Raw genomic sequence first — 25,731 nt, 5'->3', positions numbered from 1 at the left:
TTAAACCGCCCAGATGCCGGCGATGCGCTCGACAATTGGCGCTGCATATCGCCCGTCGTTTTGGAAAACGTTTTCCAAACTATCATTTTTTCAGGAATATTTCTTGATGAACCAAACAACCACAGCGTCGCTCAAGCCCTTCCGGCGTCTGCTTCTGACCGGCGCCGCCGGCAACCTGGGCCGCCAGTTGCGCGGCGCGCTCGCCAACTGGGCCGATGTCGTGCGCGTGAGTGACATCGCGAAGCTCAGCGAACCCGCGCCACATGAGGAAACGACCATCGTCGATCTGGCGGACCGGCGGGCGGTGATGCAGCTCGTCGAAGGCGTAGATGCGATCGTGCATCTCGGCGGCATCTCCATCGACGCCCCGTTCGAGGATCTGCTCGCAGCGAACATTGCCGGCACATACAACGTGTATGAGGCCGCGCGCAAGCACGGCGTCAAGCGCGTCGTGTTCGCGAGCTCCAATCATGCGATCGGCTTTCATCCGGTCACCGAAGTGCTCGACACCGACGCGCCGCAGCGCCCGGACAGCCTCTACGGCGTGACGAAGTGCTTCGGCGAGGCGCTTTCGCGGTATTACTACGATCGTTTCGGCATCGAGACGGTGTGCCTGCGAATCGGCTCGTCGTTCGAAGAGCCGAAGAATCCACGCATGCTCGTCACGTATCTGAGCTATCGCGACTTCATCGAACTGGTGCGGTGTTCGCTGTTCACGAACCGCGTCGGGCACGTGGTCGTGTACGGCGCGTCGAACAATCCGGTCAAGTGGTGGGACAATACGAAAGCCAGCTTCCTCGGCTTCAACCCGCGCGACAGCGCCGCGCAGTTTGCAGAACGTTTCCCCGCGACTGCACCGGGCGACTCGCACGACGACCCCGCGCAACGCTTCCAGGGCGGCCCATTCGTGCTCGGCGAGCCGATGGAGGCGAAGCGGTGAAGCAGCGCTCGCACCTACTTGACAAGCTTGATACAGGAAGCGGGTTACCGCGCGTAAAGGACGCCAGCATGGATTCATCCGATCGGCCGCAACTCGCCCTGCCCTCCTCTTGAGATGACGACCCATTTGACGGCCAGGGCAGGCAATATGCACGTGACTTGAAGTAGCTTGTGACGGTAGTGGAGTCGCAGGCAGGCAAGATCGTGCATCCCCAACTCGCGATAAACAGCATACAACTTCAAACCGTCGTCGAGTTTCCACAAGCCCGTGGGCCCACAGTCGGCACTTCGATTGCGGCCGCGGCGACGACATGGTTACAAGGACGCGTCGACCGCAAGGCGCAGATGAAGCTCGGGAATTGAAGCGAGAACAACGGAAGAGTCCTATCGGTGGCTGATTCATTCAGGCCCTCGCGCTGACGGCGGGGCAGTCCGGTCAAGAAGGTGCGAGTGACCGGACCGGCTGAACAGCCTGGGGAAAACGTGGAGCGGTTCAGGCTGGCGCGAGCGTACTCCCGGACCCGCCCGCGCTTCAATAACGCTCAGGCGAGTTCCACTGGACCGTGGTCATCGCAGTGGTCGCCGTGCGGGTGATGAAGATGGCCGTTAACCAGATAATCGACATGATCGCCATGCGGTACTGGGTCGTGTCCGCAGCCTGGGCCGTGGATGTGGCCCGGTTCATGGCCACCGCAGTCTGGTGTGCATTGGTCCGGATTTTTTGCGCTAACGTCGATCTTGTGTTCGTCCACGTGATCGCCGTGCGGATGGTGCAAATGGCCATCGTGCAGATAGTCTATGTGATCGCCATGCTTGATTGCGGTGTGTCCACAACCCGGGCCATGTTGATGGTCATGGTGTGCGTGATGCGGTTCGCTGCAAGTGCTCATGCCTGCCTCCTTTTTCCGTCTGGCCGCACGGCAACCTTCGACGGCCACCTGCCTACTCTCCATTGAAGGGTGCTTCGACGCTTGAAACCTGCCTTGCAGGCAGTTGCACTTCCGGGAGACGAAACCGAAATGCGTCGGCCTCACTGGAAGGATACTCCTTGCTCGCTCCGACGAAGACACGAACGACTTCCATGCAAGTGCGAGACCGCTCAATTAGTGAAACGCATAGTTCTTCGTGCTGTTTAAATGTCGCTCTTCGGTCTGAAGTCTGACGGGAAGTCGACGCTCGCCGGTCATACCGGAATGGCTCAGTTTGGCCGGGCTCTGCCCGTTGACGACCGGGGACAGTTAGCTGCCACCACGCCGTCGGTGAATGCACCAGATCGACCCCTATCTGCCATTTAATTCCTCGCAGCCTTATGCCTGCGTCCAAGCAGAATATATCGGCTCAGGACGAACCTGGCGAAAGATCTGTCTGCCGCGTCTCGCGACGCGGCAGACGCTCATGCAAGCGTCGGTGCGGTGGCTAAGATTCAGTGCCCGGTGACTTGCCAGGTCAGAACGGGGTGCGTCGCTCCGGGCGGCATCGTCCATGCGCCGTTCGGCCCGAAGTCCCAGCCAATAAAACTGGCCGGGTCGCTCATCTGGGCCGTAGTGAGCCCGTTCGACGCTGGCAGGTTGCCGCCGCTCGACGATTGTCCGGTTGTCTGTACGTTCCAGTAAACGTCGCTCCCAATGATGCCACCGCAAGCGGGCGCGCAGATGCCGCCGGTCGTGGTCGAACCGCCGGTCGTGCCCGAACTCACGGGACCCGCAACGAAAGACTGAGTGATCGTTCCTTGGTTGATCGTTTCTCCGTGTCCCACGTACGTTGCACTTTCGTTGCCCAGCACAAGTCCTCCCGCGGAGACGAAAGCACGTTCAGATCCGGTGACTGATCCGATCGTGTATGACTCCGTGATCGTGCCTCCGCTAGTGAGGGCCAGCCCGGCGGCACTACCCGCCTGGAGGGTTGCGCTGCTGCCCGAGCGCGCGATCAGCCCGTCGTTCTCAGCGACAAGTCCGGCGATCTCCGTGTATGAATTGCTGACCGGTGTGCCAAAGGCCCCGGAGGTAAAGACGTTAGCGATCGTTCCGTAGTTATAAAAGGCCAGTATCCCGGCGCCGAGGGGTAAGGTTGCAGGGGGAGCCGTGAGGCTGACGTTCGAGGTGACGTTCACGTCGCGCACGACACCGGTTGCGCCAATATCACCAAAAATCGCGACATCGCTCGGCAGGACGTTGGAAATCGTATGCCACATACCGTCCAACTGGCCCGTGAACATGATCGGATACCCAGGGTAGGGAGGATTAGCGAGTGTTACGAATGCGAAATTGCTCCCATCGATGTCCTTGCCGAGTGCGTAATTGCCGGCCAGATTGTTCTGGATGTTCTGCAAGTCCGTGACCGAATTGACGAGTTGATATCCAGTTATCTGTGTCACGAGCCCGCTGTAGAGCGGCGCGGTCCAGGCCGAATTGGCGACAAGCATGCCGGGGCTGTAGCTGCCGTTCATATCGTAAAGCGTGCTGACGATGCCCGTACTCTTCGACCAGTCGATCGTGCCGTTGTTGATGACGCTGCCACCGTTGTCAATTCCCGACGCGTCGGCGCGCAACGTCAGGTTGCCCGCACCGGCGTTCGCGATGGTCGTACCCGTCGTCACAGAGACGTCGTGGTACGCGGCGAGCGTGAGCGAGGCTGGACCGGACCAGCGCAGGCTCGAAGCGACGCCGAGGTCGCCCGTTGCGCCGTTCGCGCCCGTGGTGGTCACGTCGACCGAGGTGCCCGCGTTCAGGCTGCGCTGCAACGCATGCGCTGCGACATCATCGATGGTGAAGGTGGGCGTCGAGAGATTCCATTGGCCTGCATCGACCACCGCGTGCCTGCCGAACGTCAGTTGTGCCGCTTGTGTATCGACGGTTCCGCCGCTGCCATCCTCGTTGCTTGCGGCGATCTTGCCGAGTTGCTCGACACCACCGCTGTCGGCGACGAGCCAGACGTGCCCGTCGCGGCTGGCCGTGCCGGTTGCGCGAATGCGCGTGCCGCCGCCTGCGAGCGCGTATACGTTGCCGTCGGCGGCCTGCAGGCTGACCTGCGCGGCCGTTATCCTGCCCTTGTTGACGACCGTGCCCTGACTGCCCGTCTGCACGAACACCTGCCGGCTGCTCGCGGAGTCCTGCAGCAGCACCTGCCCGCCTGCGGCCAGTTCCGCCGTACCGTTGGGCGCGGACACGGTGCCGGCGTTGATCACTGCGTCTCGCGCAATCAGGAACACATCGCCGCCGCTCGAACTGATCCTGCCGAGATTGATCACGCTTGCATCGGAGTCGCCCGAAAGTGTGAGCGTGCTGCTGCCGGTCATGAATGCACTGTTGCAGACATCGAGGGTGGACGCGACGAAACGTCCGCCCGTTGTGATTACGCCCGATGACCCCACGACGACGCCTTGCGGATTGATCACATACAGGCTACCCGTCGCACTGAGGCTGCCGAGAATGTCCGAAGGTGTGCCACCCGTCACCCGGTTCAGGGTCGCGCCGGCGCCGTTCTCGAACGTCACGTTGTTATGCCTGCCGATCGAGAAACTGTTCCAGTCAATCACGCCGCGCGTCGAACCTGGTTGCGTGATCACGAGACCCTTCCCCTGGCTGGCTATCGTGCCCGTGCCGGCGACGTATGTGCCGCCTTGCGGAAGGACACCCGCCGCGAGCGCCACGGGTGTCAGGGACAGTCCAGTCAGCGAAACGCCGATGGCGAGCCAGATGTGTCTGCGCGACTGCTGTCGACGCAGTGCGCGTCGCGCGCTCCGATGTAGTTCTGGACGTGACATACATCCCCCTTTCCGCGTCGAGCGCGGAATGGCTGCCGACGACCCGCAGAGTCGACCTGAAACGCGTGGGTCGTAGCGTCTCAAGATTAGTTGCTGGCGTCGCCAATGCATGCCGATACCTCTGCTTCTTGCGCCTTCTTGCCCCGGCCTTTGTGGCCGCTTGTAGTGGGGGGCCATCTGACTCGCTTGCGAAATCGACGCGAAACTGCGCGCAGGGAATGTGTTCTCTTAGTCGTGGCCAATCTGCCGGCCGATGTGATCATCGAGGTAAGCGACTCGCGGCAGGAAATGTTTAGCTAGGACAAGGGTAGCGGCTGCATCGTCTAATGGCTGAGAGCCCCGATGCAACGACAGGATTGTCGCGAACGTCATCGGACAGCGGCGGCGACGAGGAATAGACGCATTCGAGGCCGCCCGGCTGCGGCCCTCCCTAAAGCCATAACTGCATTTGCTCAAAGCGAGGACATGGTTGAGCCGTTGAGGACGCAACGCCGAAAGGCAGAATGCCTGAGCCGTATCGCCGGTTCCAAAGGCGCGTATGACTATGACCGGTGTATGTCGCACTGAGACCTTATCGCCGCTGCGCGGCTAGCCAACCCGTTTAGCCAGCGCTGCCGTTGCAATGCGCGATGTGAATCACGCAATGTCGAACCTGTAAAGTCTTGCAGGCGTGTCTGCCAGGACAACCCTGCGCTCTTCTTCCACCGGGAGCAGCGCGCGTAGAAGTTCGAGCGCGTGAGCAAAATCCTCGTCCGCTTCAAACTGCGTATGCGGCCAGTCGCTGCCCCACATAAGGCGATGCACGCCAAAGGCCGCTTTCAGAAAATGAAATGCCTCCTGCGCATCATGGTCATCCTGGCGAAGCTGCCGTCGATTCCGGTACGCGGCCGATATCTTCACCCACACACGCCGCGTTTCAGCCAGTTGAAGAAGACGGCGAAAGCCTACGTCTTTTACACCGATATCCGGATCGGGCCTGCCGAAGTGATCGACGACGACATTCATGCCAGCGTCCAGAAGCGGCTCGACGATGCCCTGCAGCCGCGCAGCTTCCGCATGCACTTCGACATGCCATTTCAGATCGCGGACATGGGCGAGCGTATGCGCGCTCACCCATCTGTCGAGCGGCTGATCGGCATGTCCGATCAGGTTCAGCCGAATCCCTGCAATGCCCGCATTCGCCATCTCCGTCAGTGTGTCGATCCGACAATCACGCTCGATCACCGCGACACCGCGTAGCCGCTGCGGCGCGCGGCGCAACGCATCGAGCATATAGCTGCAATCGGTGCCGAGAAAGCTGGGCTGCACAAGCACGCCGTGTGATACGCCGTGCGTGTTCAGTTGGGCAAGGTATGCGTCGAGCGTGGCGTCGTAGTCGGGCACGTAGCGACGCTTTTGGGCGAGCGGCAGGCCGCGCTCGAATACATGAGCATGAGTATCGACAGATGCAATGTGGGCTGGACGATACACAGCCTGCCGTTGGCTCGCCTCTATCCTCGATTTCTCCATCATGGACGTTCCTTCATCACCAGTCTTGCGCGGCTACGGCGAGCGCCTTGCCCGTCAATGCCTTTGCGCGTGAGAAAGCGCGCCTGTGTGTTCGGGCTCGAACGTGGCTTCGCCCAGCGTGCGGCCGCGTGTCTCGGGCAGCATCAGCACGGACAGGACGACAATTGCGTATGCGAGTCCCGCATCGATGCCGATCGCCGTTCCAAGCGACATGGTCGCGGACATGTGCCCGACGAGCACCGGAAATCCCGCCGACACGACGCGGCCGAAGTTGTAGCAAAACCCGACGCCAGTGCCACGCATCCCGCGCGGATACAGCTCGTTGAACAGCGCGCCCATGCTTGCCGGAATGCCCGCTGCAAAAAAGCCTAGCGGAAAGCCGAAGAACAGCATCGCGGTATTGCCGAGCGGTAGGAACAGATACGCGATCACCGTTATCACGCAGCAGATCGCAAACGTGAGTATGGTCTTGCGGCGTCCGATGCGATCCAGCAGCTGTGCACTCACGAGGCACCCGCAAAAGAACGCGACGATCACGACGGCGAGGTAGCCGCCCGTACTCAAGACCGACAGATGGCGCTCGCTTTTCAGAAACGTCGGCAGCCAGGTCATCAGCGCGTAGTAGCCGCCATGCGCACCAACGCCGAGCAGTGCGCCGATCAGCGTCATGCGCAGCACTTGCGGAGAAAAGATGCCGACGACAAGGCCAGGCGTCGGCTGCTGACGCGCCCGCGCATCGCGCGCTGCGCGGGCCGGCGCGGCAGGCTCCTGCACGCCGCGTCGGACGTACAGAATCAGAAGCGCCGGAACGATGCCAACCCCAAACATCATGCGCCACGCAGTATCCGCAGGCAGCAGCGAGAACATCAGCGCATACAGCAGCACCGCTGCGCCCCAGCCGACCGCCCATGCGCTCTGCACGCTGCCCATCGCCTTGCCGCGATGCTCATTGCGGATGGTCTCGGCCATCAGCACGGCGCCCGCCGCCCATTCTCCGCCAAAGCCGAACCCCTGCAGTGTCTTCAGCACGAGGAACTGTGGATAGTTCTGCGCGAACGCGCACAGGAACGTGAACACGGAAAAACACGCGACCGTCCATTGCAGCGTCTTTACGCGCCCCAGCCGGTCCGACATCATGCCCGCGATCCAGCCACCCAGCGCCGACGCCACCAGCGTGACGCCACTGACGAGCCCCGCTTGCGTGCGGCTGATCGACCACTCGGCGATGATCGCCGGAATCACGAGGCTGAACATCTGCACGTCGAGCGAATCAAGCGCCCATCCGCCGAAGCACGCCCAGAAAGTCCGGCGTTCATTGCCGGAAATCTGGCTGAACCACTTGAACATTGCTGTCTCCTACGTCGTCGTTCCTGCGTGGGAACAACCTGTTTGTGCGGGCACGCGATCGCTAGCGGATCTCGGCCTGATAGATGAATTCGCTGGCAGGTCCGCGTGAGCGGCGCCATTCGAGCGGCTGTCTGTCGTAGCCGTATGCAAGACGCTCGATGACGACGGCGGGCGTACCCGGCTCGATGCGTAACAGCCGCGCATGCAACGGGCCAATCGCTTCGACGGTCAGTGTTTCCGTAGCGGACGCCACGACCTGATTGCATTGCGCCTCGTACACGGGGTACAGCAGGTCACCGATTTCATTCAGGTCCATCTGCGCAAACGCCGCAAAACGGACATAGGGCAGCCAGATTTCTTCAGCGAGCATCGGCACGCCGTCGATCAGCCGCAGGCGAGTCATCTGGATCACGCGCGCGCTACTCGAAATCTGCAAGATCGCGGCGACAGCCGACGGCGCATCGACGACCTCGCGTCGCAAGATGCGGCTCTCTGGAATGCGTCGTTCGCCCTGCCGTGTCTGGAAGCGGAAGAAACGAAACAGGGAGCTGTCGAAGCTCGCGCGGCGCACGAACGTCCCTCTGCCCTGAAAGCGTTCCAGCAGGCCTTCCGCGACGAGTAGATCGACGGCCTTGCGGACCGTCCCGACCGCCACGTCGTAGCTTTTGGCGAGCGCCTGCTCGGTAGGGATCGCTTCACCCGGCCGCCAATGGCGAGCCGCGATCAGAGCGACCATTTCGTCGCGCAAACGCTGGTAACGGGGCAACCGGTCATCGGCAGGCATCGTCGTCTCCGTTTAATTCATCTATATGATTTCATGATCAAGGCCGACGGTAGATCAGTGATAACCCTGTGTATGCCCTGAAATTTACCTCCAGCGGGTTTGTACCCATTGTCGAGAAAACAGATTCACATAAACATATATATGAATTTTGACGGAGATTGATTGTGAGCCAAACCATAATTGCCGAGCAGGCGGTCGTGAAAAAGGTCGCCTGGCGGCTCATGCCGCTGTTGATCGTGATGTTCCTGATCGCCTTTATCGACCGGCAGAACGTAGGCTTTGCCAAGCTGCAGATGGTGCATGCGCTGGGAATGTCGGAAGCGTCATATGGTCTGGGCGCGTCGCTCTTCTTTATCGGCTACCTGCTGTTCGAGGTGCCGAGCACGCTTGCGCTGCATCGTTTCGGCGCTCGCCTTTGGCTCGCACGCATCATGGCGACCTGGGGCGCCATTACCGTGGCGATGGCATTCACACATTCAACGGGACTCTTCTATGTGTTCCGGTTCGCACTGGGCGTCGCCGAAGCTGGCTTCTATCCGGGCGTGATCTTCTATTTGACGCTCTGGTTTCCGCAGAGTCATCGCACACGCATGCTCGGCTTCTTCACGCTCGGCAGCGCGCTCGCCAACATGCTCGGCTCGCTCGCGGGCGGCTTGCTGTTGTCGCTGGATGGCAATCTGGGTCTCGCCGGCTGGCAATGGGTGTTCGTGGCAACCGGGATACCTGCTGTCCTCGTCGCACTCGTTGCGTTGCGCTTTCTGCCTGAGTCCGTCGAACGCGCCCCGTTCCTGTCGAACGAAGAAAAAGCCCTGATGATCGCGGCGCTGCGGCGCGAGGCGCCGGCGCAAGCGGCCGCCGGGCATCCGTGGCGGGCGCTCGTCGACAAACGCGTGCTGATGTTCGCATGCGGCTACATGCTGATGTCCACCTCGCTCTACGGCGTGACGTACTGGTTGCCCACGCTGCTGAAAAGCGGCGGCGTCTCGCATTCGTCGCTCAATGGCCTGCTCAACATGATTCCGTGGATGCTCTCCGCGCTGCTTCTGCTGTGGCTGCCCGCGAAGCTGAAACGCGAGGGTGTGGTGCTCAGGGCGATGGCGTTGGTTGCGGGCGTCGGCGTGATCGGCTTCGCGCTAAGTCTCGTGCTCCCGGGTCTGCCGTTGCAATTTGCCGCGCTCGTGCTGGGCGGCGCATGCATTCCCCTGCTCTATCCATGCTTCTGGTCGCTGCCCCCGCGATACTTCACGGGCGCCCGCGCCGCAGCCAGCATCGCGGCGATCAATTCGATTGGCAATCTCGGAGGCTTCTTCGCGCAGAACTTGATGCCTTACATAGGAAAGGTCGCGGGCAACGCAAGCGCTCCGATGCTGGTGCCCGTCGTCTGCCTGACGTTGCTCGGCCTGGGCATGTCGATCGCGTCGGCGCGAACCAAAGCGGGCGAGCGCGTGCGGATAGCGGCGCGGCAGTAAACCATCTTGCGACGCAGGTGCTGGATGGTGCATGGGCGTACGTCGTTCACAGCGTCGACGGTTGGGTCAGCAACACGAGAAAAAAATCCCACAAAGTCCGACATGTTGTCGAGATGACTCCGACCGCGACGGAATGGTGCCGGGCGCGAAGCCGACGCTTGAATGGCGATCTGCGCGTCGGAGGAACGACCGTAGCACTCGCCGACGGGACGGCGGCGGCCAAGAGCCAGCGTTCGCTAGCGGCAGGACTCTGCCAACTTGGCGAATCTGCGATATTGCGACCCCGACAATCGGAAGCAAGATGAGAATCCGTCCAGACAACCGAGACCATTGTGCTTGCACTAACAACTTCTCTCCGGGCCTCGACTCGACGTCAGCGAACTGTGACCGGGTCATCCCTGAAGCCTTCGCGTTTCGCCAACGCAACCATCTGAAGCCCGCTGCAACAAGCACAACGAAGAAGAGAGCGAATATTCGCGTATCACCATGCGCATTTGCGCTCATACATGTGCCTCATCCGTGGAACGAGCGATTCTAGGGTTTAGTGGGCTTGAGCCAGCCTGGGCATTCAAGGATCGAACCGTTTGTCGGCGATTGCTGGCCGTGTGTCGACTGCCCGGTTGTGGCCGCACAGAGCCCGACGGCGACCGGTTCAGGACGACCTGTTGCGGACCTTGGGACCTGCCGAAAGCAGCCGTCCATGCCACGGTCACGCTACGTCACGACGGGGCGAGGTCAACGAAACAATCGAAACTGAATCTTGCGAATCTCAGCGCTGCAATCGTCAACGACGTCGGTGCTACATCTGATTTTGACGTCGGCATGCATGCAGTATCTCGTTGACCGCGAACGCTCCTCTCACGGTTTGCACGTTTTGCAGAACACACAAGTGATACGCTCTTTCGCGCGGCAGAAGCATTGCGCCATTTCGGTAAAGCGCGTCGCACGAGTTGCTAATCTCGCGAGCCGCAAAGCTGCTCTGACTATTTGCCAACGAATGCAGAATGCATTGATCGTAGTCTGAATTATCAGCACCGTATGCCAAGGCCGAGAGCGGGGTAGCGAGCGTGATCGAGAGAACGAGATAAGCGAGTTTGAGCATGCTTGTAGCTGAGGTCCGGAGGTATCACAGGGTGCAGTCACCGATTGTTGACGATTCAGGCCCCAATGTCGAACGTCTCAGACTGGCCGGCCGCTGCCCCACGCGGTCGGCTCTTGTTCGACCCGGAAGGGATCTTCCCACTTCTCCAAAGCAGATTCACTTCACGCTAAGATGTCAAGCACGTGTTCCTGGAGAACCGAATGAACAAGGCACTTATGCTTCTATTGGTCTTGAGCGTCCTGCTGATGATGCTTGGGCTTTATCAATTCCACTGGCAAGGCGTGAATTTGTGCAACGGCAAAGGCGGCAGATTCGTTTGCATCCGTTAGCCAATAATGTGGGATCTATCCCGTCTAACTGATATCGTGCTTTGAGCTTTCGCGTGTGCTTTCAATCAGCGTTCGCGTCCCAGAAGTAGACTTTTGTAATGAGATCGTGCGATAAGTACGGTCGTTTGTCCAAACACGAATCCGCCAACGCCTGCCCCGATCATTCCCCCCACGACCTTTTGAGCGGCAAATGCACCGAGTGCCAAACCCAATCCGGTGCATATGATGCATGCGAGCAGGCCAGCCCATGTCTGCCAATGGCGCCATGTGCAGCGATAGGCCCGCCTCCAATTTTTGCGTCGATCGCTCGCCGGTAAATTCGCGAGTTCTGGAATGCTTCTGAGCGTCCAAAAAATGGTCATCGCCAATTCCTTCCCGGTTGATTTACGGCATGAAATTGTCGACGATCTGGAGCCTGTTGTCGACCGACCGCTCCTGTCCGCACCGCGCCCCACGACCGACCACGATGATCGTCTTGGACGCGACTCATGCAAAACGCATCTAGCGACCCGAAGCGGACTATCCGCACCTGCGCTAGTTGCGCTATTTACCACGCCCGAGTCGGTCCACAGCGGATTGCTTGCGCCCGGTTGCTGGTTCCAGCTTGCCGGCGCGGCCCAAACCGAAAACAGGCATATTGACGTATACGCTCTCATAGGCCCCGGCAGCGACGGCAAAGGTTTCGTGCCAGATGCCAACTGAGCCATCGATGCCAATCGATTGATTGAACGCCTTCCATGCCGGGAGATGAGCTGCGTGCTTACTGGTGGCGTAGGCCATCAGTTGGTCGACCGAACGCCAGTACTGGACCATGATGATCGTTTTTGAAAACCACGTCTCCGCATGCAAGAAGCCCGGTTGGGGCTGGCTCCGCAGTTCGCTGATCAGGCGCGGCATGGCAGCAGCGACTGGCCACCACTTATGTACTTTCCAAGGCTGATTGATTCGCATACCGATCAGAAACACCACAAAGTCTCCGTCGATTGCGGCAGTCAGGCGTTCACGGTGAATCATGCTCCGGCTCCCTGGAGAAAGTTAAAACGTGCGCTTTTGTCCGTACCGATCCGTGACAAGGTCAGTGTACGGAAGATTGCGCGTTGAGGTCTGCTTTTGGCCGACTGGCGTCTCTTTAGCAGGTCACGCATGGTTTGGCTGAATGCGAACAAAGATACAGCAACGCCAAGCGCGACAAGGCCGACGAGAATGAAAAGCGTGCGAACACGATGAGCATCACGCCAAGCCGCCCGGCTTGCATGTCTGTCGCTCAGGGATTGCCAGCCGGTAAGACGGCAGCCGGAAACAACCAGGTATTCATCGGGATAGATCTTCTGCTCGCTGAGATCGATCCCATCCCGATCGTAGTCGTGGCCAGCGATCCTGCCTCCCTCTTCCTGTGCAGTGACCACGCCCGGCAAACGGTTGCCTGTGCCGTCATGAAGTGCATCTGCCTCGCCGCGACGACCATAGCGGCCAAAACCAGCGTCCTCGCCCCCAAAATGCGCTCCCTCTCCACCGCGGCTGCCAATGGCCATTGCATTGCCGGAAGTCGATCAGCCATTATTCTCATCGCGTTCGTCTTGGCATCGAATCTCGTGACTGTCGATGATTCGTGTGGCGGTGTCGAACGTCTCATATTGGCCGGGTCCTGCCGCTAGCGAACGCTGGCTCCTGGCCGCCGCCGTCCCGTCGGCGAATGCACCAAGCCGACCCGCTTCCGCCGTTGACCATTTCATGGATCAAACGGCCGCAATAACGCGCACATCGGGCATTGGGAAAGGCACCGCGGGAGAAAGCTACGACACCGCCCTTGCGCCGATGCTTTCCATTACCGCGATGGCATGATCGATGTGCACCTTGGTATGTGCAGCATTCATCATGAAACGCAGTCGTGCTTGTCCGAGTGGCACGGCCGGAAACTGGACTGAGTCGACGTGGACACCTTCTTCACGCAGCACCTTGACGTAACGCGCGCACAGTTCCGTCTCGCCGATCAGCACGGGGACGATTGCCGTCTCGGTCGACAACAGCTGGTATCCGAGCGGGCGGATACGATCAATGAAATAACGCTGGTTGTCCCACAGTTTTTGCCGCCGTTGCGGCTCTTCGGCCAACAGGTCGAGCGCAGCAAGTAGGGCGCTAGCCTGGTCCGGCGGCGGCGGGCAGGTAAAACCATAGGCGGAACTAGTAAGCCGGATCACGTCAGCCATATCGCGATCGACTGCCACGAACCCGCCAATGGCGCCAAATGCCTTGCTCAACGTGCCCATCTGGATGATATGGGGGCTGTAGCAACCGAAATGTTCCGAGGTGCCCCCGCCATGCTCGCCTAGTACGCCGGTAGCATGCGCATCATCGATATACAGGATGGCGCCATAGCGCTCGGCCAGCGCCACCAGGTCCGGCAGGGGGGTAATCGTCCCTTCCATGCTGAACACGCCGTCGCTGACGATGATTGGTGTGGTGCGGTCCCCCTTCTGCAGGAGCGACTCCAGATGATTCAGGTCGCGGTGTCGGTAGCTGTGCCGCAGTGCGCCGGACATCTGGATGCCTTCCCGAATGCTGACGTGATTGAACTCATCCGAGTAGTAAGCATATTTCCGGCGAGTCTTGGGGCGGTAGCCGTGTAAGCGCGCCAGCGTAGCGGCTTTGACCAGCGTCGAGAGCACGCCGAGATTGGTCATGTAGCCAGTCACGAACAGTACTGCGTCACTTTTGTGCTTGAGTGCACCCAGGCGTGCCTCGAGTTCGCGGTAGACCTCCAGATCGCCGCCCAGAAGGCGCGACTCGCAGTTACCGACGCCATAGCGATCAAGTCCCTGCTTGGCGGCAGTCACCAATCGGGGATGATTCGCCAGTGCCAGATAATTGTTCGAACTGAACGAAACGAATTGACGCCCATTTGAAATAAAGGTGGGATCCGGCAGTGTTGCGTGAACGTCAGATACGTGGTGAATAGTGTGGCTCTCCAGCCATTGGGCGATTTCGCTTAAGTCATGCATGGTATTTTTCGTTTCGGCGCCGCCACAGATCGTGCGTGTGCGCATAGACGCGCGGCGCCTCGTCGTTGTCGCTGAGGCGGGTGGTCTCTGCTTACGCGCGGCGGCAACGTTAGTCGTGCCCCTTGTATTGTTGTCGTCGACGGGACAGGCGTCGCGATATGCCGGGAGGCGCGCGTATTGTAAACAAAATTTCCTACAGAATATTACGGGCATAAACCCGCAGGCACGGTGCCTAGGGGAGATGGGCGGTTTTGCAGATGAGCAAGTGAAAAGATGGAGGCAATGCAGCAAGCCCTGCCTTAGCCGGGCAGTTTCGCCCATCGTCGCGCGAATTCATCGCATCATCCAGGCGCCTGGCCACTTCCAACTCGCGCATGAAGGTCGCAGATTACAGCGTCAAGGTTTAAAAAGGCTCGCGCATGGGCGAAATAAAAATGGCTAACGGCGGCCCGCGACTTGTTTCGCCGTCAGCTGGCTCATCGATCTCGGCTCAGGCTCCGTCGTCCCCCGCGCGGGCGGGATGGACCGGCACTGGCGCAATATCAAGCTCATCGCTTCGCACAATCCACGCCTTTACAAGGAGAAGCCGCTCGGGCAAAGCGCATTGACAGGTCAGCTTCGTCCGACGGGCGGCTTCTTCTTCGTTTGAACTCGTACGGCGGTTCCGCAAACGCTCAGAAGAACAGTAGCGCGCGCAGTTCGATGCTTCGGCGTGGCTGCGCATCAAGCGGCGAGGACGGATCATCGAACGCCGTGTGTGCAGTCAGCCGCGCGACATCGTCGCCCGCCGAATCGTAGATTTTCAGCAGCAGCACTTCGTCCGGCGACATCAGCGGAAAGTAGTACCAGCGGTGCCGCGGGTTGAACGCCGTCGGGTCGGAAAAATCGTTCAATGCACTTGCGTGATGGTGTAATTCGAAGCCGTTACGATCGAGCGACAAACCACCCGGCGGCGGCGCTATGCGCGCGTTGCTGACATTCACGCGCTGCGTCCGGTAGACGCCGCTACGCAACGGCGCACCATCGGGCGGCTCGTACGCATAGGTGGCGGGCTTTTCGCCGTTCGCAACCAGATAGTTCAACGCGGCCTCGACGACGGCCGGCTGCTCGATAACGATATCGTTCATTGCCTGCGCTCCATAACAGAGATTCGACACGCGCCCATTCACTCAGGCGCGATTTCTCCGAGTGCATGAAACATGTCTAGCGTGTATCCCAGATTGAAGTACCCTGCGCGCGCGTAATTCGCAATGCGTTCGAGCCGTTGCGGGTCGTTGCCGACGGCAGCATGCGGGCTTTCTCCTGGGGCTGCTGCGTGACTGGAGCCGATATCCGTGCGCTGCTGGACCACCGCAAATCGGCGGAAGATGGCGTGATCCATCAACATGGTGCGCCCTCCTGTTCGTTACGTTCATTGAATCTAGTCACCCAAAGGCGCTTCCACAAACAAGCATTTATGCAATGCTTTTTAGCGTGGCGCGCACTTAGGCAGCAGCACTCAAGGACGGAACCGCTCGGTATGGATCGAGCGTGAGCGGTCGGGCGCCTAAGCCCACAACAGGCGACGAACTCGCGGCACGACTTCTTCCGCGAAGCTGCGCATATCCGCCTCGAACGGTTGGAACTGAAGCATGAATTTCTACCGATATGGTATTGCATGAAAATCATTAAGCGCTCGACGCCAAAGCCCGCTGCGGGACAACATGCGCATCCTATATGTTTATCTGAATTTACTATTTAGCGCCCGCATAACGCAGTGTTAGCCTCGACGGGTTCGTCCGCTGACGCGCGTTCATCGCTGCGTCTGTTGCGGCATGCATTTCTCCATCGAAACGGATTTCCGCAAGGAGCTAACATGAGCGTCGAATTCATCGGCATGATCCAACAGCGCAAGGTATCGGAAACGCATCTTCCACAAGGTCCCGCTATCGACACCGACTATGTGCGCGCCTTCGCGCAGGCGCACGAGAACGCCGGCTTCGATCGCATCCTGGTTCCGCACAGTTCGACGAGCCCCGACGCGACGATCACGATCGCTTACGCGGCGAGCGTGACATCGAAGGTGCATTTCATGCTCGCACATCGTCCGGGCTTTGTTGCCCCGACACTCGCGGCCCGGCAAATCGCCACGCTCGATCACTTCTCAGGCGGACGGCTCGCCGTGCATTTCATCTCCGGCGGCAGCGACGAGGATCAACGGCGCGACGGCGACTTCCTGAGTCACGACGACCGTTACGCACGCACCGACGAATATCTGCAGATTCTGCGTCGCATGTGGACGGAAGATCAGCCGTTCGATCACGAAGGCCGCTTTTACCGCGTGGAAAAGGCCTTCTCCGAGGTCAAGCCGAAGCAGTCGCCGCATGTGCCGATCTATTTCGGCGGCGCATCCGAGCCAGCACTGGCCGTCGCTGGCAAGCACGCCGATGTCTACGCGCTGTGGGGCGAATCGAAACAGCAGGTCCACGAACAGGTGACGCGCGTGCGGGCCGAAGCAGCGAAGCATGGCCGCAGCGTGCGCTTCTCCGTGTCGTTCCGCCCGATTCTCGCCGCGACGGAAAAGGCCGCATGGGAGCGCGCAGAACACATCCTCGAAGAGACCCGTCGCCTGCGTGTCGAACAGGGCTTCTCGCGCGGCGGTCCGCAACAGAGCGAAGGGGCGCGCCGCCTGCTCGCCGCATCAGGTGAAGGCGTGCGCGCGGACGAGCGTCTCTGGACCGCCGTGGCGAAAGAAATCGGCGGACGCTCGAATTCGACGGCACTTGTCGGCACGCCTGCTCAGGTTGCACAGACGCTTGCCGAATATCATGAACTCGGCGTCACGACCTTCCTGATTCGCGGCTTCGATCCCTTGGAAGACGCCATCGACTATGGCCGCGAACTGATTCCCGCGACCCGCGAACTTACGTCCCGCGCACGCCGCGCCGCCTGACAGGAGCGATCATGAGCACCGTACTCGCCGATCGACCGTCGCTCGCGCGGCGCGACACGCCCGTGCGCAAGTTCTGGTTCGACGATGAACAGGAACCTCAGCGCTCGCTTGCCGAAGAACGTCTGCATCGCCAGCAACGTCTCGCGGGCGCGTTTCGACTGTTCGCACGATATGGCTTCGCGCAAGGGCTCGCGGGCCATATCACCGCGCGCGATCCCGAATGGACCGATCACTTCTGGGTCAATCCGCTGGGCCGGCACTTCGGCCGCATGCGCGTGTCGGATCTGCTGCTGGTGAATCGCCACGGCGAGATCGTCGTCGGCGATGGGCCTGTGAATCAGGCTGCATTTGCGATTCATGCCGCGATTCACGAGGCGCGCCCCGATGTCGTCGCGGCCGCTCATACGCATTCGCTGTATGGCAAGGCATGGTCGACGCTCGGCCGCAAGCTCGATCCGTTGACACAGGACTCTTGCGCGTTCTACCAGGACCACGCGCTGTTTGATGATTTTCGCGGCGTCGTGCTCGATACGACGGAAGGCGCGCGCATCGCGGATGCGCTCGGCTCTCGCAAGGCCGTGATCCTGAAGAATCACGGCATCCTGACAGCGGGTCCGACAGTCGAAGCGGCTGCATGGTGGTACATCGCGCTCGACAACGCGTGTCATGCGCAACTGCTCGCGGAAGCGGCAGGCACGCCGCAGCCGATCCCTCACGATATGGCAGATCTCACGCATCAGCAGGTCGGCCGCGCAAACGGTGCGCGTCATGCATTCGACAGCCTGTATGAAGGGCTGATCGAAAGCGAACGGGAGTTGCTCGACTGATGGCCATTCACAAACTGCGGCACTTCGTCGAAGAGATTGCAGAACTCGTCGATGCCGGCGTCGATGAAGCCGGGCTGCTCCATCGGGGCGCGCTTGCGCTGCGCGAACTGATCCGCGTTGACGACTGGCTGCCCGATGCCTACGCGCAGCCGTCCCTCGAACGCTACCAGCAATTTCTGCTCTACGCCGATGCGCGGCAACGCTTCAGCGTAGTCAGCTTCGTGTGGGGCCCGGGCCAGCAGACGCCGATTCACGATCACACCGTGTGGGGACTCATCGGTGTGCTGCGCGGCGCGGAACTTGCGGCACCCTATGCGCGCAACAACGACGGCGCGCTACGCGCGGCGGGTGCCGAAGTGCGTCTCGAAGCGGGCGATGTCGAAGCGGTGTCGCCCGCCATCGGCGACATTCATCGCGTGCGCAATGCGTACGACGACCGCACGTCCATCAGCATCCACGTTTATGGTGCCAACATCGGCGCGGTGCGCCGCTCCACCTATCCGCCAGGCGAGCGGCCCAAGCCCTTTATTTCAGGCTACTCGAACGACACACTCCCCAACCTGTGGGATCTCAGCAAGGAATCGCATCTTTCATGACGTCATATCCCGTCCGCACATCTGAAGACGTGCGTGAAGCGCTGCTCGCACGCCGCGAAATCGCGCTGCTCGATGTCCGCGAAGAAGACCCGCACGCGCAGGCTCATCCGCTCTTCGCCGCGAACCTTCCGTTGTCGAAGATCGAACTCGATGCGTACACACGCTTGCCGCGCCGCGACGTACCGATCGTGCTGTTCGATGCAGGCGAAGGACTTGCGACGCGCGCCGCGGACAAGCTCACGTCCCTCGGATACACACAGATCGCGCTGCTGGCGCGCGGACTCGACGGATGGATTCGCGCCGGCGGCGAAGTGTTTCGCGACGTCAACGTGCCGAGCAAGGCTTTCGGCGAATTCGTCGAAGCCCAGCGGCATACGCCTTCGCTTTCCGCCGAGGCGGTCGGAGCCTTGCTTGAAAACGGTGACGACGTCGTCGTGCTCGACGCGCGCCGCTTCGACGAATATCAGACGATGAACATTCCCGGCAGCATCAGCGTGCCCGGCGCGGAACTCGTGCTGCGCGCGCGAGCGCTCGCGCCGGACCCTAAGACGCGTGTGATCGTCAATTGCGCGGGACGCACACGCAGCATCATCGGCACGCAATCGCTGGTCAATGCAGGGCTGCCGAATCCCGTCGCGGCGCTGCGCAACGGCACTATCGGCTGGACGCTCGCGGGGCAGACGCTGGAGCACGGCAGCAGCCGTCGGTTCGATGCCGAGGCCGGTCTCGATCAGACGAACCTCGATGCATCGCGCACCGCAGCGCGCGCGCTCGCCGACCGCGCGGGCGTCCAACGCACGACGCTCGATGAAGCCGCTCGCTGGGCGTCCGATCCGTCGCGCACCACGTATCGCTTCGATGTGCGTACGCCAGCCGAATACGAACGCGCGCATGCACCGGGGTTTCAGGGCGCGCCGGGCGGCCAGCTCGTGCAGGAGACGGACATGTTCGCGCCCGTGCGCGGCGCGCGCGTGGTGCTGTTCGACGATGACGGAGTACGCGCCAACATGACGGCCTCGTGGCTCGCGCAGATGAACATCGACGTCTATGTGATCGATGATGCTGCCGACCAGGATCTGACGGACAGCGGCGCCTGGCGCGGCGCAAAACCCGAGCCCCGCATACACCTACCCTGTCCGCCGAAGAACTCGCCGCGCTGCTCGCCGATCCATCGAGCCGCACCGTGGTGATCGACGTTACGTCGAGCGCGAACCACGTGAAGGCGCATATTCCGGGTGCGCACTGGATCGTGCGTTCGCGCCTGTCGAACGATGTCGAGGATCTTCACGCGCTGCCCGACGCGAAACGTTATGTCGTCACCTGCGCGACCAACGCGCTCGCACCGTTCGCCGCACCCGAAGTCGCCGCGCTGACAGGTAAGCCCGTGCATGTGCTGGAGGGCGGCACATCGGCGTGGATACGTGCGGGCTTTCTGACCGAATCGGGAGAGTCTCGGCTCGCTTCGCCGCGTATCGATCGCTATCGTCGTCCGTATGAAGGCACCGACAATGCGCGCGAAGCGATGAACGCCTATCTGGAATGGGAATACGGCCTCGTCGCGCAACTCGATCGCGACGGCACGCATGGCTTTTTCGTGGTCTGATCGGGGATCAGGCGGCGCGCGACAGAGGTGCCGCCTTGAAGCTTTGTTCGACGCTTTCCGCGAGCACGCCGAGCGCTGACTGCAGCTTGCCCAACGCGCGCGAACGTACTATCCACACTGCAATTTCTGGTTTGAAGTCGGCGATCTGAATCACGTCGAGCTGCGCTGCGTGCGAGCTATTGCGCAGCAGCGGCAGCGGAACCAGCCCCAGGCCAACGCCATCTGCGACGAGCCCGAGCTGCAATTCGGTGCCGAGCGTTTCGAGGTTGAGCTTTAACGTGTAGCCTTGTGACGCGAGCGCCTGCTGCAAACCCGCGCGAAAACCGCAGCCATCGGGATTCAGCACCCAGCCATAGGATTGGCATTCCGCCAGCGTATGCGCGCGCTTCTTCAGGCTGCCCTTTTGCGCGACAACCGCCAGCTTCAGTTCGCCAAGCGTTTCGCCCGTTAGCGTATCGGGCAACGTACGGTTGGCCGGCAGCAGCACGATCGCGGCATCCAGCTCTCCTTCATCGACTCTCTGTAGCAGCGGATTGCCCCATCCAGTCGACACGCGCGCCTGCAACTCGGGATGCGCACCGCGCAGCGCATGGAGAGCATTCAGCATGGCCACATCGGCGACCGTCTGCGCGACGCCGAGTCGCAACACGCCCGCGAGTGGTGCGTCGTCCGAGACCAGATGCCTGAGCGCGTCCACCTCGCGCACGATGGCACGGCATTGCTCGAAAACGACGCGGCCCATCGGCGTCGTCTTCAGCGGTTTCGTATTGCGATCGAGCAGCTCGACGCCGAGCGCCTCTTCGAAGTTCTGGATGCGGCGCGTGACGGCAGGTTGCGTCAGCGCGAGAGAATCGGCGGCCTGACTCAGCGACTGGCTGCGCACGACGGCAACGAAGGCCTCGATTTCATCGAGTTTCATGGATGGTCTTGTCTTCAAATGAAGTATTGATGGAGCGACATTAGCCTGCAACCGCCCGTACGCTCAAGCGGTATTTCCAGCTTTCCGCTTTCCTCTCACGCATATTAACAAAGAAGAACAATGCGTTTGCCTTATAAAACCTGCGACCGTATCGTGTGTTTTTATCCAACTACCTCATGCTGCGCTCCCTCATGCCCTTCCTTCTCAAGCGATTTCTGCAAAGATTTTCCGGCCTTCTGATTTGCGCGATCGTCGCGAGCGCATCGCCTGCCGCGCTGGCGGACACGACGCTTAAAGTCGGCGACCAGCAGTTGCAGACGCGCGGCATACTCGAAGCGTCAGGCCAGTTGAAGGACGTGCCGTACAAGATCGAATGGTTCAACTTCCCTGCTGCGCAACCGCTAGGAGAGGCGCTCAATGCGGGGGCAATCGATGTCGGCGGCCTCGGCGATGCGCCGCTGATCTTCGCGTACGCGGCGGGCGCCCGAGTGCGTGCGGTAGCCGCAACGCGCTCGACGCCGACCGATCTCGCGATCATCGTGCCCTACGCATCGCCGATCAGAACGGCCGCCGATCTCAAGGGCAAGCGCATCGCGACCACGCGCGGCTCGATCGGCCATTACCTCGCGATTGCAACGCTCGAACGCGCGGGCATCAAGCTCTCGGATGTGTCGCTGCGCTTCATGCAGCCCGCCGACGCAAAAGCTGCGCTCGCGTCCGGTAACGTCGACGCGTGGTCCACGTGGGATCCGTATGTCGCGCTTGCCGAGCAGCGCGATCACGACCGCAGCATCGCGAATGGCGTCAATCTGTCTTCTGGCCTTAGCTTCCAGGCTGCGACGGAAACGTCCATCAAGGACAAGCATGCCGAAATCGCCGATTTCCTCAAGCGCGTCGCGGCCGGCCAGCGCTGGGCGCTCTCGCATCCGAACGAAGTGGCCGCGATGCAATCGAAAGTGACGGGCTTGCCGCCCGAAGTGTTGATGACCGTCTATCAGCGCGCGCAACTGCATCCCGTCGTCATCGACGATGGCCTCATCGCCGAACAGCAAAAGACGGCCGATCTCTATCACCGTGCGGATGTGATCAAGACACCGCTCGATGTCACGAAGAGTTTCGATCGGCAATTTCCGCTTACCGCACAGTGAACCGACCGACCATGACCAGCCGTCAACCCGAAGGCGCGCTTGCTGATGCAGAGCGCGACGGCGAAGCGCTCGAAGCACTCGCCGATCTCGACAGTCCGCAAGCCGATGCGTGGCTCGCCGCGCTGACAGCCGAATTCGGCGCGGGCGCCGCCGCGCTCGACGCCGGCCCGATCTTCCCGCACGAGAACCTCGCCCGTCTGCGTCGCGCGGGTCTGCTTTCGCTGACCGTGCCGCGTGCGCTCGGCGGACGCGAGGCGACACTTGCACAAGCGCTCAAGGTGATTCGCGCGGTCGCACGCGGCGAACCTTCAACGGCGCTGATTCTCGTGATGCAGTGTCTCTATCATCTGCGTTTGCAGGCCAATCCGAACTGGCCGATAGCGCTGAAAGAACGCATTGCGCGCGATGCCGTCGAACGCGGCGCGCTGATCAACTCGTTGCGCGTCGAGCCCGAACTCGGCTCGCCGTCGCGTGGCGGCCTGCCCGCCACGGTTGGCCGCGGCGAAGGCGATCACTGGATACTGAACGGCCGCAAGCTGTATTCGACGGGCAGTCCCGGCCTGACCTGGTTCGCCGTGTGGGGACGCACGGACGAAGCGGCACCGCGAGTCGGCACGTGGCTCGTTCATCGCGACACGCCCGGTATCCGTTTTGGCGAGCCGTGGAATCATCTCGGCATGCGTGCGACGGGCAGCCATGAAGTGATCTTCGACAACGTGCGCGTACCGTTCGACCAGGCCGTCGATCTCCAACCGCCCGGCCCGACCAACGGCATGGACCTGGTGACAAGCCTGTGGATGAATGTGCTGCTGCCTTCGATCTACGACGGCATCGCACGCGCCGCGCGCGACTGGTTCGTGCAGTGGGCGGCGCACCGGGTGCCTTCGGGACTGAACGCCCCGCTATCGACGCTCGACAGTTTTCAGCAGACGGTGGGGCGCATCGATGCGCTACTGTTCAACAACCGCGTTCTGCTCGATGCAGGCGCAGCCGGCCAGATCGGCACGGTCGAAGCGCCGACCGTCAAGTATCTCGTCAGCCAGCACGCGATCGATGCCGTCGAACTCGCACTCGAAGCGAGCAGCAATCCTGGCCTCAGTCGCAACAACGCACTGGAGCGCCACTACCGCGACGTGCTCTGCGCGCGCATTCACACACCGCAGAACGACACCGTGCTCGGCAATCTGGGCCGCGCCGCATTCACCACCACTTCACCCACGAGGAGCGAACCCAGATGAGCGTCGAATTCATCGGCTATGTGAGCCATCAGGAAGCGAGCGAGATTCATTTGCCGAAAGGACCCGCCGTCAATCCGCCGTACATTGCCGCCGTGGCGCAAGCGCATGAATATGGCGGCTTCGACCGTGTGCTGATTGCGCATTCGAGCGCGTCGCCCGACGGCTTTCAGATCGCCTCGTTCGTCGCGCAACAGACGAAGCGCCTCGGCATCCTGCTCGCGCATCGTCCGGGCTTCGTCGCACCGACACTCGCGGCACGTCAGCTTGCTACGCTCGATCATTTCAGCGGGGGACGCACGGCCGTCCATATCATTTCGGGCGGCGACGACGTCGAGCAGCAGCGCGACGGCGATTTTCTGTCGCACGACGAGCGCTATCGGCGCACGGACGAATATCTCGACGTCGTCAGGCGTTCATGGACCAGTGAAACACCGTTCGATCACGAAGGCGCTTACTATCGTGTCGCGGGTCACAAGTCGCAGATCCGTCCGTTGCAGCAGCCGCATTTGCCCGTGTATTTCGGCGGCTCGTCGGACGCCGCAATCGAGGTCGCGGGCAAGCATGCCGATGTGTATGCGCTGTGGGGCGAATCGCTCGCCGCCGTCGAAGAAACGATAGCGAAGGTGCGCCAGTCTGCTGCGCGCCATGGACGGGAAAAGCTCATCCGCTTCAGCCTGTCGCTTCGCCCGATCATCGCCGCGACGGAAGAGGCCGCATGGGCGCGCGCCGAGTCGATTCTGGAGCGTGCGAAGGGTGTCGTCGCTGCCTCGCCGAATTTCACCCGCAGGCCAAAGGAGCCGAAGAATGTCGGCGCATTGCGATTGCTCGCTGAGGCGGACAAGGGAAGCGTGGTCGACACGCGTCTGTGGACGGGAATCACCGCACTCACGCGGGCAGCGGGAAATTCGACGTCGCTTGTCGGCACACCGCAACAGGTTTCCGACGCGCTGGTCGAATATCACAAACTTGGGGTAACGACCTTCCTCATTCGTGGATTTGATCCGCTCGAGGATGCATTGGCCTACGGGCGTGATCTACTGCCGCTCGTACGCAACGCGGTCGCAGAGAGGAACAGGACGCGAGAAGCCCTTCCCGCTTAGCTCATTTTCCGCACTCTGCGCAAACGCAGCGCGCCGAAGCCGGCGCGCTGCGTTCCTCCATCAAGCCAATACGTCGGCAAACACCCGCGTGGCAAACCGGTCCGAGTTCGTCCCCGAATTCAACACGCCTACGGATTTCAGATCGTCGGCGTACAGCGAGATCTCTTTCTTGAAGGCATCACCCACGGGATGATGGTGATCCGTGTGGCTCTTCAACATCTCCGTCAGTTGCGCGACGTTCGCGCCAGGCGCATTCGGCGCGAAGACCGCCGCGGCCTCGGCGGGATGATTCGCGGTCCATTCGGTGGCTTCCAGCAAGGCCTGCGTCAGCGCCTGAGCCGTCGCGCGGTCCTTGCGGACGAGGGAGCCACGAACGCCTAGCACACAACACACGCGGTTCGCGTACTCGCCGCACAGGTTGTTCGACACTTCCTGCAGATGATCGGCCTCGCGCAATGTCCAGATGGTCGGGTCGCCATCGGCGATCGCGTGCACTTCACCCTTCTTCAGCGCTTCACCCAGCAGCGGCGCCGGATACTGGCGCCAGTGCACGTCGTTGTCGGGATCGACGCCGATCTTCTTCAGCGAGACCGCGAAGAAGTTCCTTGCCGGGCTCGCCATGTCGCTCACGCCGACAGTGCGGCCCTTCAACCCTTGCAGATCGACGATGCCCGATGCGCGCGTCGCGAGCAGGCGCATGCAGCCGCCGTGGATGCCCGCCGTCAGCTTGACGTCGAATCCCTGCTCCAACGGCTTGATCCAGCGCAGCGCCATGCCGACGCCCGCGTCGGATTTGCCCGTAGCGATCGCTTCGAGTAGCTGGTCGGTCGAACCCGCGAAGTTGATCAGTTCGACCTGCAAGCCATGCTTGCGGAAAAACCCCTGCTGCACGGCGACGGGCACGGGCGCCGTGCAGATGGCGCCTGCATTCCATGAGAGTTTGAGCGGTTTCAATGCTTCGTCGGCGGATGCGCGCACGCCGGGCAGTCCGAACGTCGCGCCGCCGAGCGCCGCAGCGCCCATTGTCCATGCCGTGTTGCGCAGCCAGGTGCGGCGCGCGGCGTTCGATGGTGTGTTGTCGCCTGAATGCTTCATCGCGTGATTCGCCTAAGTGAAGTTGTTTTGGT

22 protein-coding genes and 2 pseudogenes are annotated in these 25,731 nt (G+C 61.3%); 12 read left to right on the top strand and 12 right to left on the bottom strand.

What is annotated here, in order from left to right:
- The first annotated feature begins 106 nt into the window (after positions 1–106).
- Together AB4Y34_RS15535 and AB4Y34_RS15530 are read left to right on the top strand one after the other, a co-directional pair.
- Positions 107–940, top strand: coding sequence for an NAD(P)-dependent oxidoreductase (locus AB4Y34_RS15535; protein ID WP_176379806.1), 834 nt, complete (start codon positions 107–109; stop codon positions 938–940).
- 562 nt (positions 941–1,502) lie between these two features.
- Positions 1,503–1,895: a hypothetical protein gene (locus tag AB4Y34_RS15530; protein WP_176379807.1), complete on the top strand. Its 393-nt coding sequence runs from the start codon at positions 1,503–1,505 to the stop codon at positions 1,893–1,895.
- Between the two features lie 467 nt (positions 1,896–2,362).
- Here the strand turns inward: AB4Y34_RS15530 and AB4Y34_RS15525 are convergent, their stop codons facing one another.
- The 4 genes from AB4Y34_RS15525 to AB4Y34_RS15510 form a co-directional block, all read right to left on the bottom strand.
- Complete coding sequence (locus tag AB4Y34_RS15525) at positions 2,363–4,702, bottom strand: filamentous hemagglutinin N-terminal domain-containing protein (RefSeq protein ID WP_368716518.1); 2,340 nt, start codon at positions 4,700–4,702, stop codon at positions 2,363–2,365.
- Positions 4,703–5,338: 636 nt separating this feature from the next.
- Positions 5,339–6,214 (bottom strand): amidohydrolase, encoded by an 876-nt coding sequence (locus tag AB4Y34_RS15520; RefSeq protein ID WP_368716517.1) that lies wholly within the window; start codon positions 6,212–6,214, stop codon positions 5,339–5,341.
- A 51-nt stretch (positions 6,215–6,265) separates the two neighbouring features.
- Positions 6,266–7,558, bottom strand: coding sequence for an MFS transporter (locus tag AB4Y34_RS15515; RefSeq protein ID WP_368716516.1), 1,293 nt, complete (start codon positions 7,556–7,558; stop codon positions 6,266–6,268).
- Between the two features lie 61 nt (positions 7,559–7,619).
- Complete coding sequence (locus AB4Y34_RS15510; RefSeq protein WP_176383646.1) at positions 7,620–8,342, bottom strand: GntR family transcriptional regulator; 723 nt, start codon at positions 8,340–8,342, stop codon at positions 7,620–7,622.
- A gap of 164 nt (positions 8,343–8,506) precedes the next feature.
- Here AB4Y34_RS15510 and AB4Y34_RS15505 point away from each other — a divergent pair, with 164 nt between their 5' ends.
- Positions 8,507–9,811 carry an MFS transporter gene (locus AB4Y34_RS15505; RefSeq protein ID WP_368716515.1) on the top strand — a complete coding sequence of 435 codons (1,305 nt, stop codon included), beginning with the start codon at positions 8,507–8,509 and terminating at the stop codon, positions 9,809–9,811.
- Positions 9,812–10,610: 799 nt separating this feature from the next.
- Here the strand turns inward: AB4Y34_RS15505 and AB4Y34_RS15500 are convergent.
- Positions 10,611–10,913 (bottom strand): VF_A0006 family four-cysteine protein, encoded by a 303-nt coding sequence (locus tag AB4Y34_RS15500; protein WP_368716514.1) that lies wholly within the window; start codon positions 10,911–10,913, stop codon positions 10,611–10,613.
- Between the two features lie 200 nt (positions 10,914–11,113).
- Between AB4Y34_RS15500 and AB4Y34_RS15495 the strand changes: the two genes are divergently transcribed.
- Complete coding sequence (locus tag AB4Y34_RS15495; RefSeq protein WP_255208987.1) at positions 11,114–11,242, top strand: hypothetical protein; 129 nt, start codon at positions 11,114–11,116, stop codon at positions 11,240–11,242.
- A gap of 543 nt (positions 11,243–11,785) precedes the next feature.
- On the opposite strand, the gene AB4Y34_RS15490 is transcribed toward AB4Y34_RS15495, so the two are convergent.
- From AB4Y34_RS15490 to AB4Y34_RS15480, 3 genes are all read right to left on the bottom strand, one after another.
- Complete coding sequence (locus tag AB4Y34_RS15490; RefSeq protein WP_368716513.1) at positions 11,786–12,256, bottom strand: DUF4188 domain-containing protein; 471 nt, start codon at positions 12,254–12,256, stop codon at positions 11,786–11,788.
- Positions 12,253–12,774, bottom strand: a complete 522-nt coding sequence (locus AB4Y34_RS15485) for a hypothetical protein (RefSeq protein ID WP_176383649.1) — start codon at positions 12,772–12,774, stop codon at positions 12,253–12,255. The genes AB4Y34_RS15490 and AB4Y34_RS15485 overlap by 4 nt, the downstream gene beginning before the upstream one ends.
- 261 nt (positions 12,775–13,035) lie before the next feature.
- A complete protein-coding gene (locus tag AB4Y34_RS15480) occupies positions 13,036–14,286 on the bottom strand; it encodes an aminotransferase class I/II-fold pyridoxal phosphate-dependent enzyme (RefSeq protein ID WP_368716512.1) in 1,251 nt (416 codons plus the stop codon).
- Between the two features lie 424 nt (positions 14,287–14,710).
- Between AB4Y34_RS15480 and AB4Y34_RS15475 the strand changes: the two are divergent.
- Positions 14,711–14,890, top strand: a pseudogene (locus AB4Y34_RS15475) (acyl-CoA dehydrogenase); the annotation flags it as partial.
- Positions 14,891–14,915: 25 nt separating this feature from the next.
- On the opposite strand, the gene AB4Y34_RS15470 reads toward AB4Y34_RS15475, so the two are convergent.
- Both AB4Y34_RS15470 and AB4Y34_RS15465 read right to left on the bottom strand, forming a co-directional pair.
- Positions 14,916–15,368: a CmcJ/NvfI family oxidoreductase gene (locus AB4Y34_RS15470; protein WP_368716511.1), complete on the bottom strand. Its 453-nt coding sequence runs from the start codon at positions 15,366–15,368 to the stop codon at positions 14,916–14,918.
- 38 nt (positions 15,369–15,406) lie between these two features.
- Positions 15,407–15,628 carry a hypothetical protein gene (locus tag AB4Y34_RS15465; protein ID WP_368716510.1) on the bottom strand — a complete coding sequence of 74 codons (222 nt, stop codon included), beginning with the start codon at positions 15,626–15,628 and terminating at the stop codon, positions 15,407–15,409.
- A gap of 468 nt (positions 15,629–16,096) precedes the next feature.
- Between AB4Y34_RS15465 and AB4Y34_RS15460 the strand changes: the two genes are divergently transcribed.
- The 4 genes and pseudogenes from AB4Y34_RS15460 (at position 16,097) to AB4Y34_RS15445 (ending at position 20,199) form a co-directional block, all read left to right on the top strand.
- A complete protein-coding gene (locus AB4Y34_RS15460; protein WP_176368189.1) occupies positions 16,097–17,173 on the top strand; it encodes an LLM class flavin-dependent oxidoreductase in 1,077 nt (358 codons plus the stop codon).
- 11 nt (positions 17,174–17,184) lie between these two features.
- Complete coding sequence (locus AB4Y34_RS15455) at positions 17,185–18,000, top strand: class II aldolase/adducin family protein (RefSeq protein WP_368716509.1); 816 nt, start codon at positions 17,185–17,187, stop codon at positions 17,998–18,000.
- Entirely contained in the window at positions 18,000–18,596 is a 597-nt protein-coding gene (locus tag AB4Y34_RS15450) for a cysteine dioxygenase (protein WP_368716508.1), read from the top strand. The genes AB4Y34_RS15455 and AB4Y34_RS15450 overlap by 1 nt, the downstream gene beginning before the upstream one ends.
- A pseudogene (locus tag AB4Y34_RS15445) lies at positions 18,593–20,199 on the top strand (rhodanese-related sulfurtransferase). Before AB4Y34_RS15450 ends, AB4Y34_RS15445 begins: the two are co-directional and overlap by 4 nt.
- A gap of 7 nt (positions 20,200–20,206) precedes the next feature.
- Here the strand turns inward: AB4Y34_RS15445 and AB4Y34_RS15440 are convergent.
- Complete coding sequence (locus AB4Y34_RS15440; protein WP_368716507.1) at positions 20,207–21,118, bottom strand: LysR substrate-binding domain-containing protein; 912 nt, start codon at positions 21,116–21,118, stop codon at positions 20,207–20,209.
- 191 nt (positions 21,119–21,309) lie between these two features.
- Here AB4Y34_RS15440 and AB4Y34_RS15435 point away from each other — a divergent pair, with 191 nt between their 5' ends.
- Genes AB4Y34_RS15435 through AB4Y34_RS15425 form a run of 3 tightly spaced genes read left to right on the top strand, consistent with a single transcriptional unit; the run spans position 21,310 to position 24,604 of the window.
- Positions 21,310–22,266: an ABC transporter substrate-binding protein gene (locus AB4Y34_RS15435; RefSeq protein WP_368716506.1), complete on the top strand. Its 957-nt coding sequence runs from the start codon at positions 21,310–21,312 to the stop codon at positions 22,264–22,266.
- An 11-nt stretch (positions 22,267–22,277) separates the two neighbouring features.
- Entirely contained in the window at positions 22,278–23,504 is a 1,227-nt protein-coding gene (locus AB4Y34_RS15430; RefSeq protein WP_368716505.1) for an acyl-CoA dehydrogenase family protein, read from the top strand.
- Entirely contained in the window at positions 23,501–24,604 is a 1,104-nt protein-coding gene (locus AB4Y34_RS15425) for an LLM class flavin-dependent oxidoreductase (protein WP_176107301.1), read from the top strand. Before AB4Y34_RS15430 ends, AB4Y34_RS15425 begins: the two co-directional genes overlap by 4 nt.
- A 60-nt stretch (positions 24,605–24,664) precedes the next feature.
- On the opposite strand, the gene AB4Y34_RS15420 is transcribed toward AB4Y34_RS15425, so the two are convergent.
- The gene (locus AB4Y34_RS15420; RefSeq protein WP_368716504.1) at positions 24,665–25,699 is read right to left on the bottom strand and encodes an ABC transporter substrate-binding protein; all 1,035 of its coding nucleotides are present in this window, start codon (positions 25,697–25,699) and stop codon (positions 24,665–24,667) included.
- Between the last annotated feature and the right edge of the window lie 32 nt (positions 25,700–25,731).

The sequence above is a fragment of the Paraburkholderia sp. BR10954 genome (assembly GCF_040965775.1).
Classification (GTDB): Bacteria; Pseudomonadota; Gammaproteobacteria; order Burkholderiales; family Burkholderiaceae; genus Paraburkholderia; species Paraburkholderia youngii.
The sequence above is the reverse complement of the archived record's forward strand: the minus strand, read 5'-3'. Positions and strand labels throughout refer to the sequence as shown.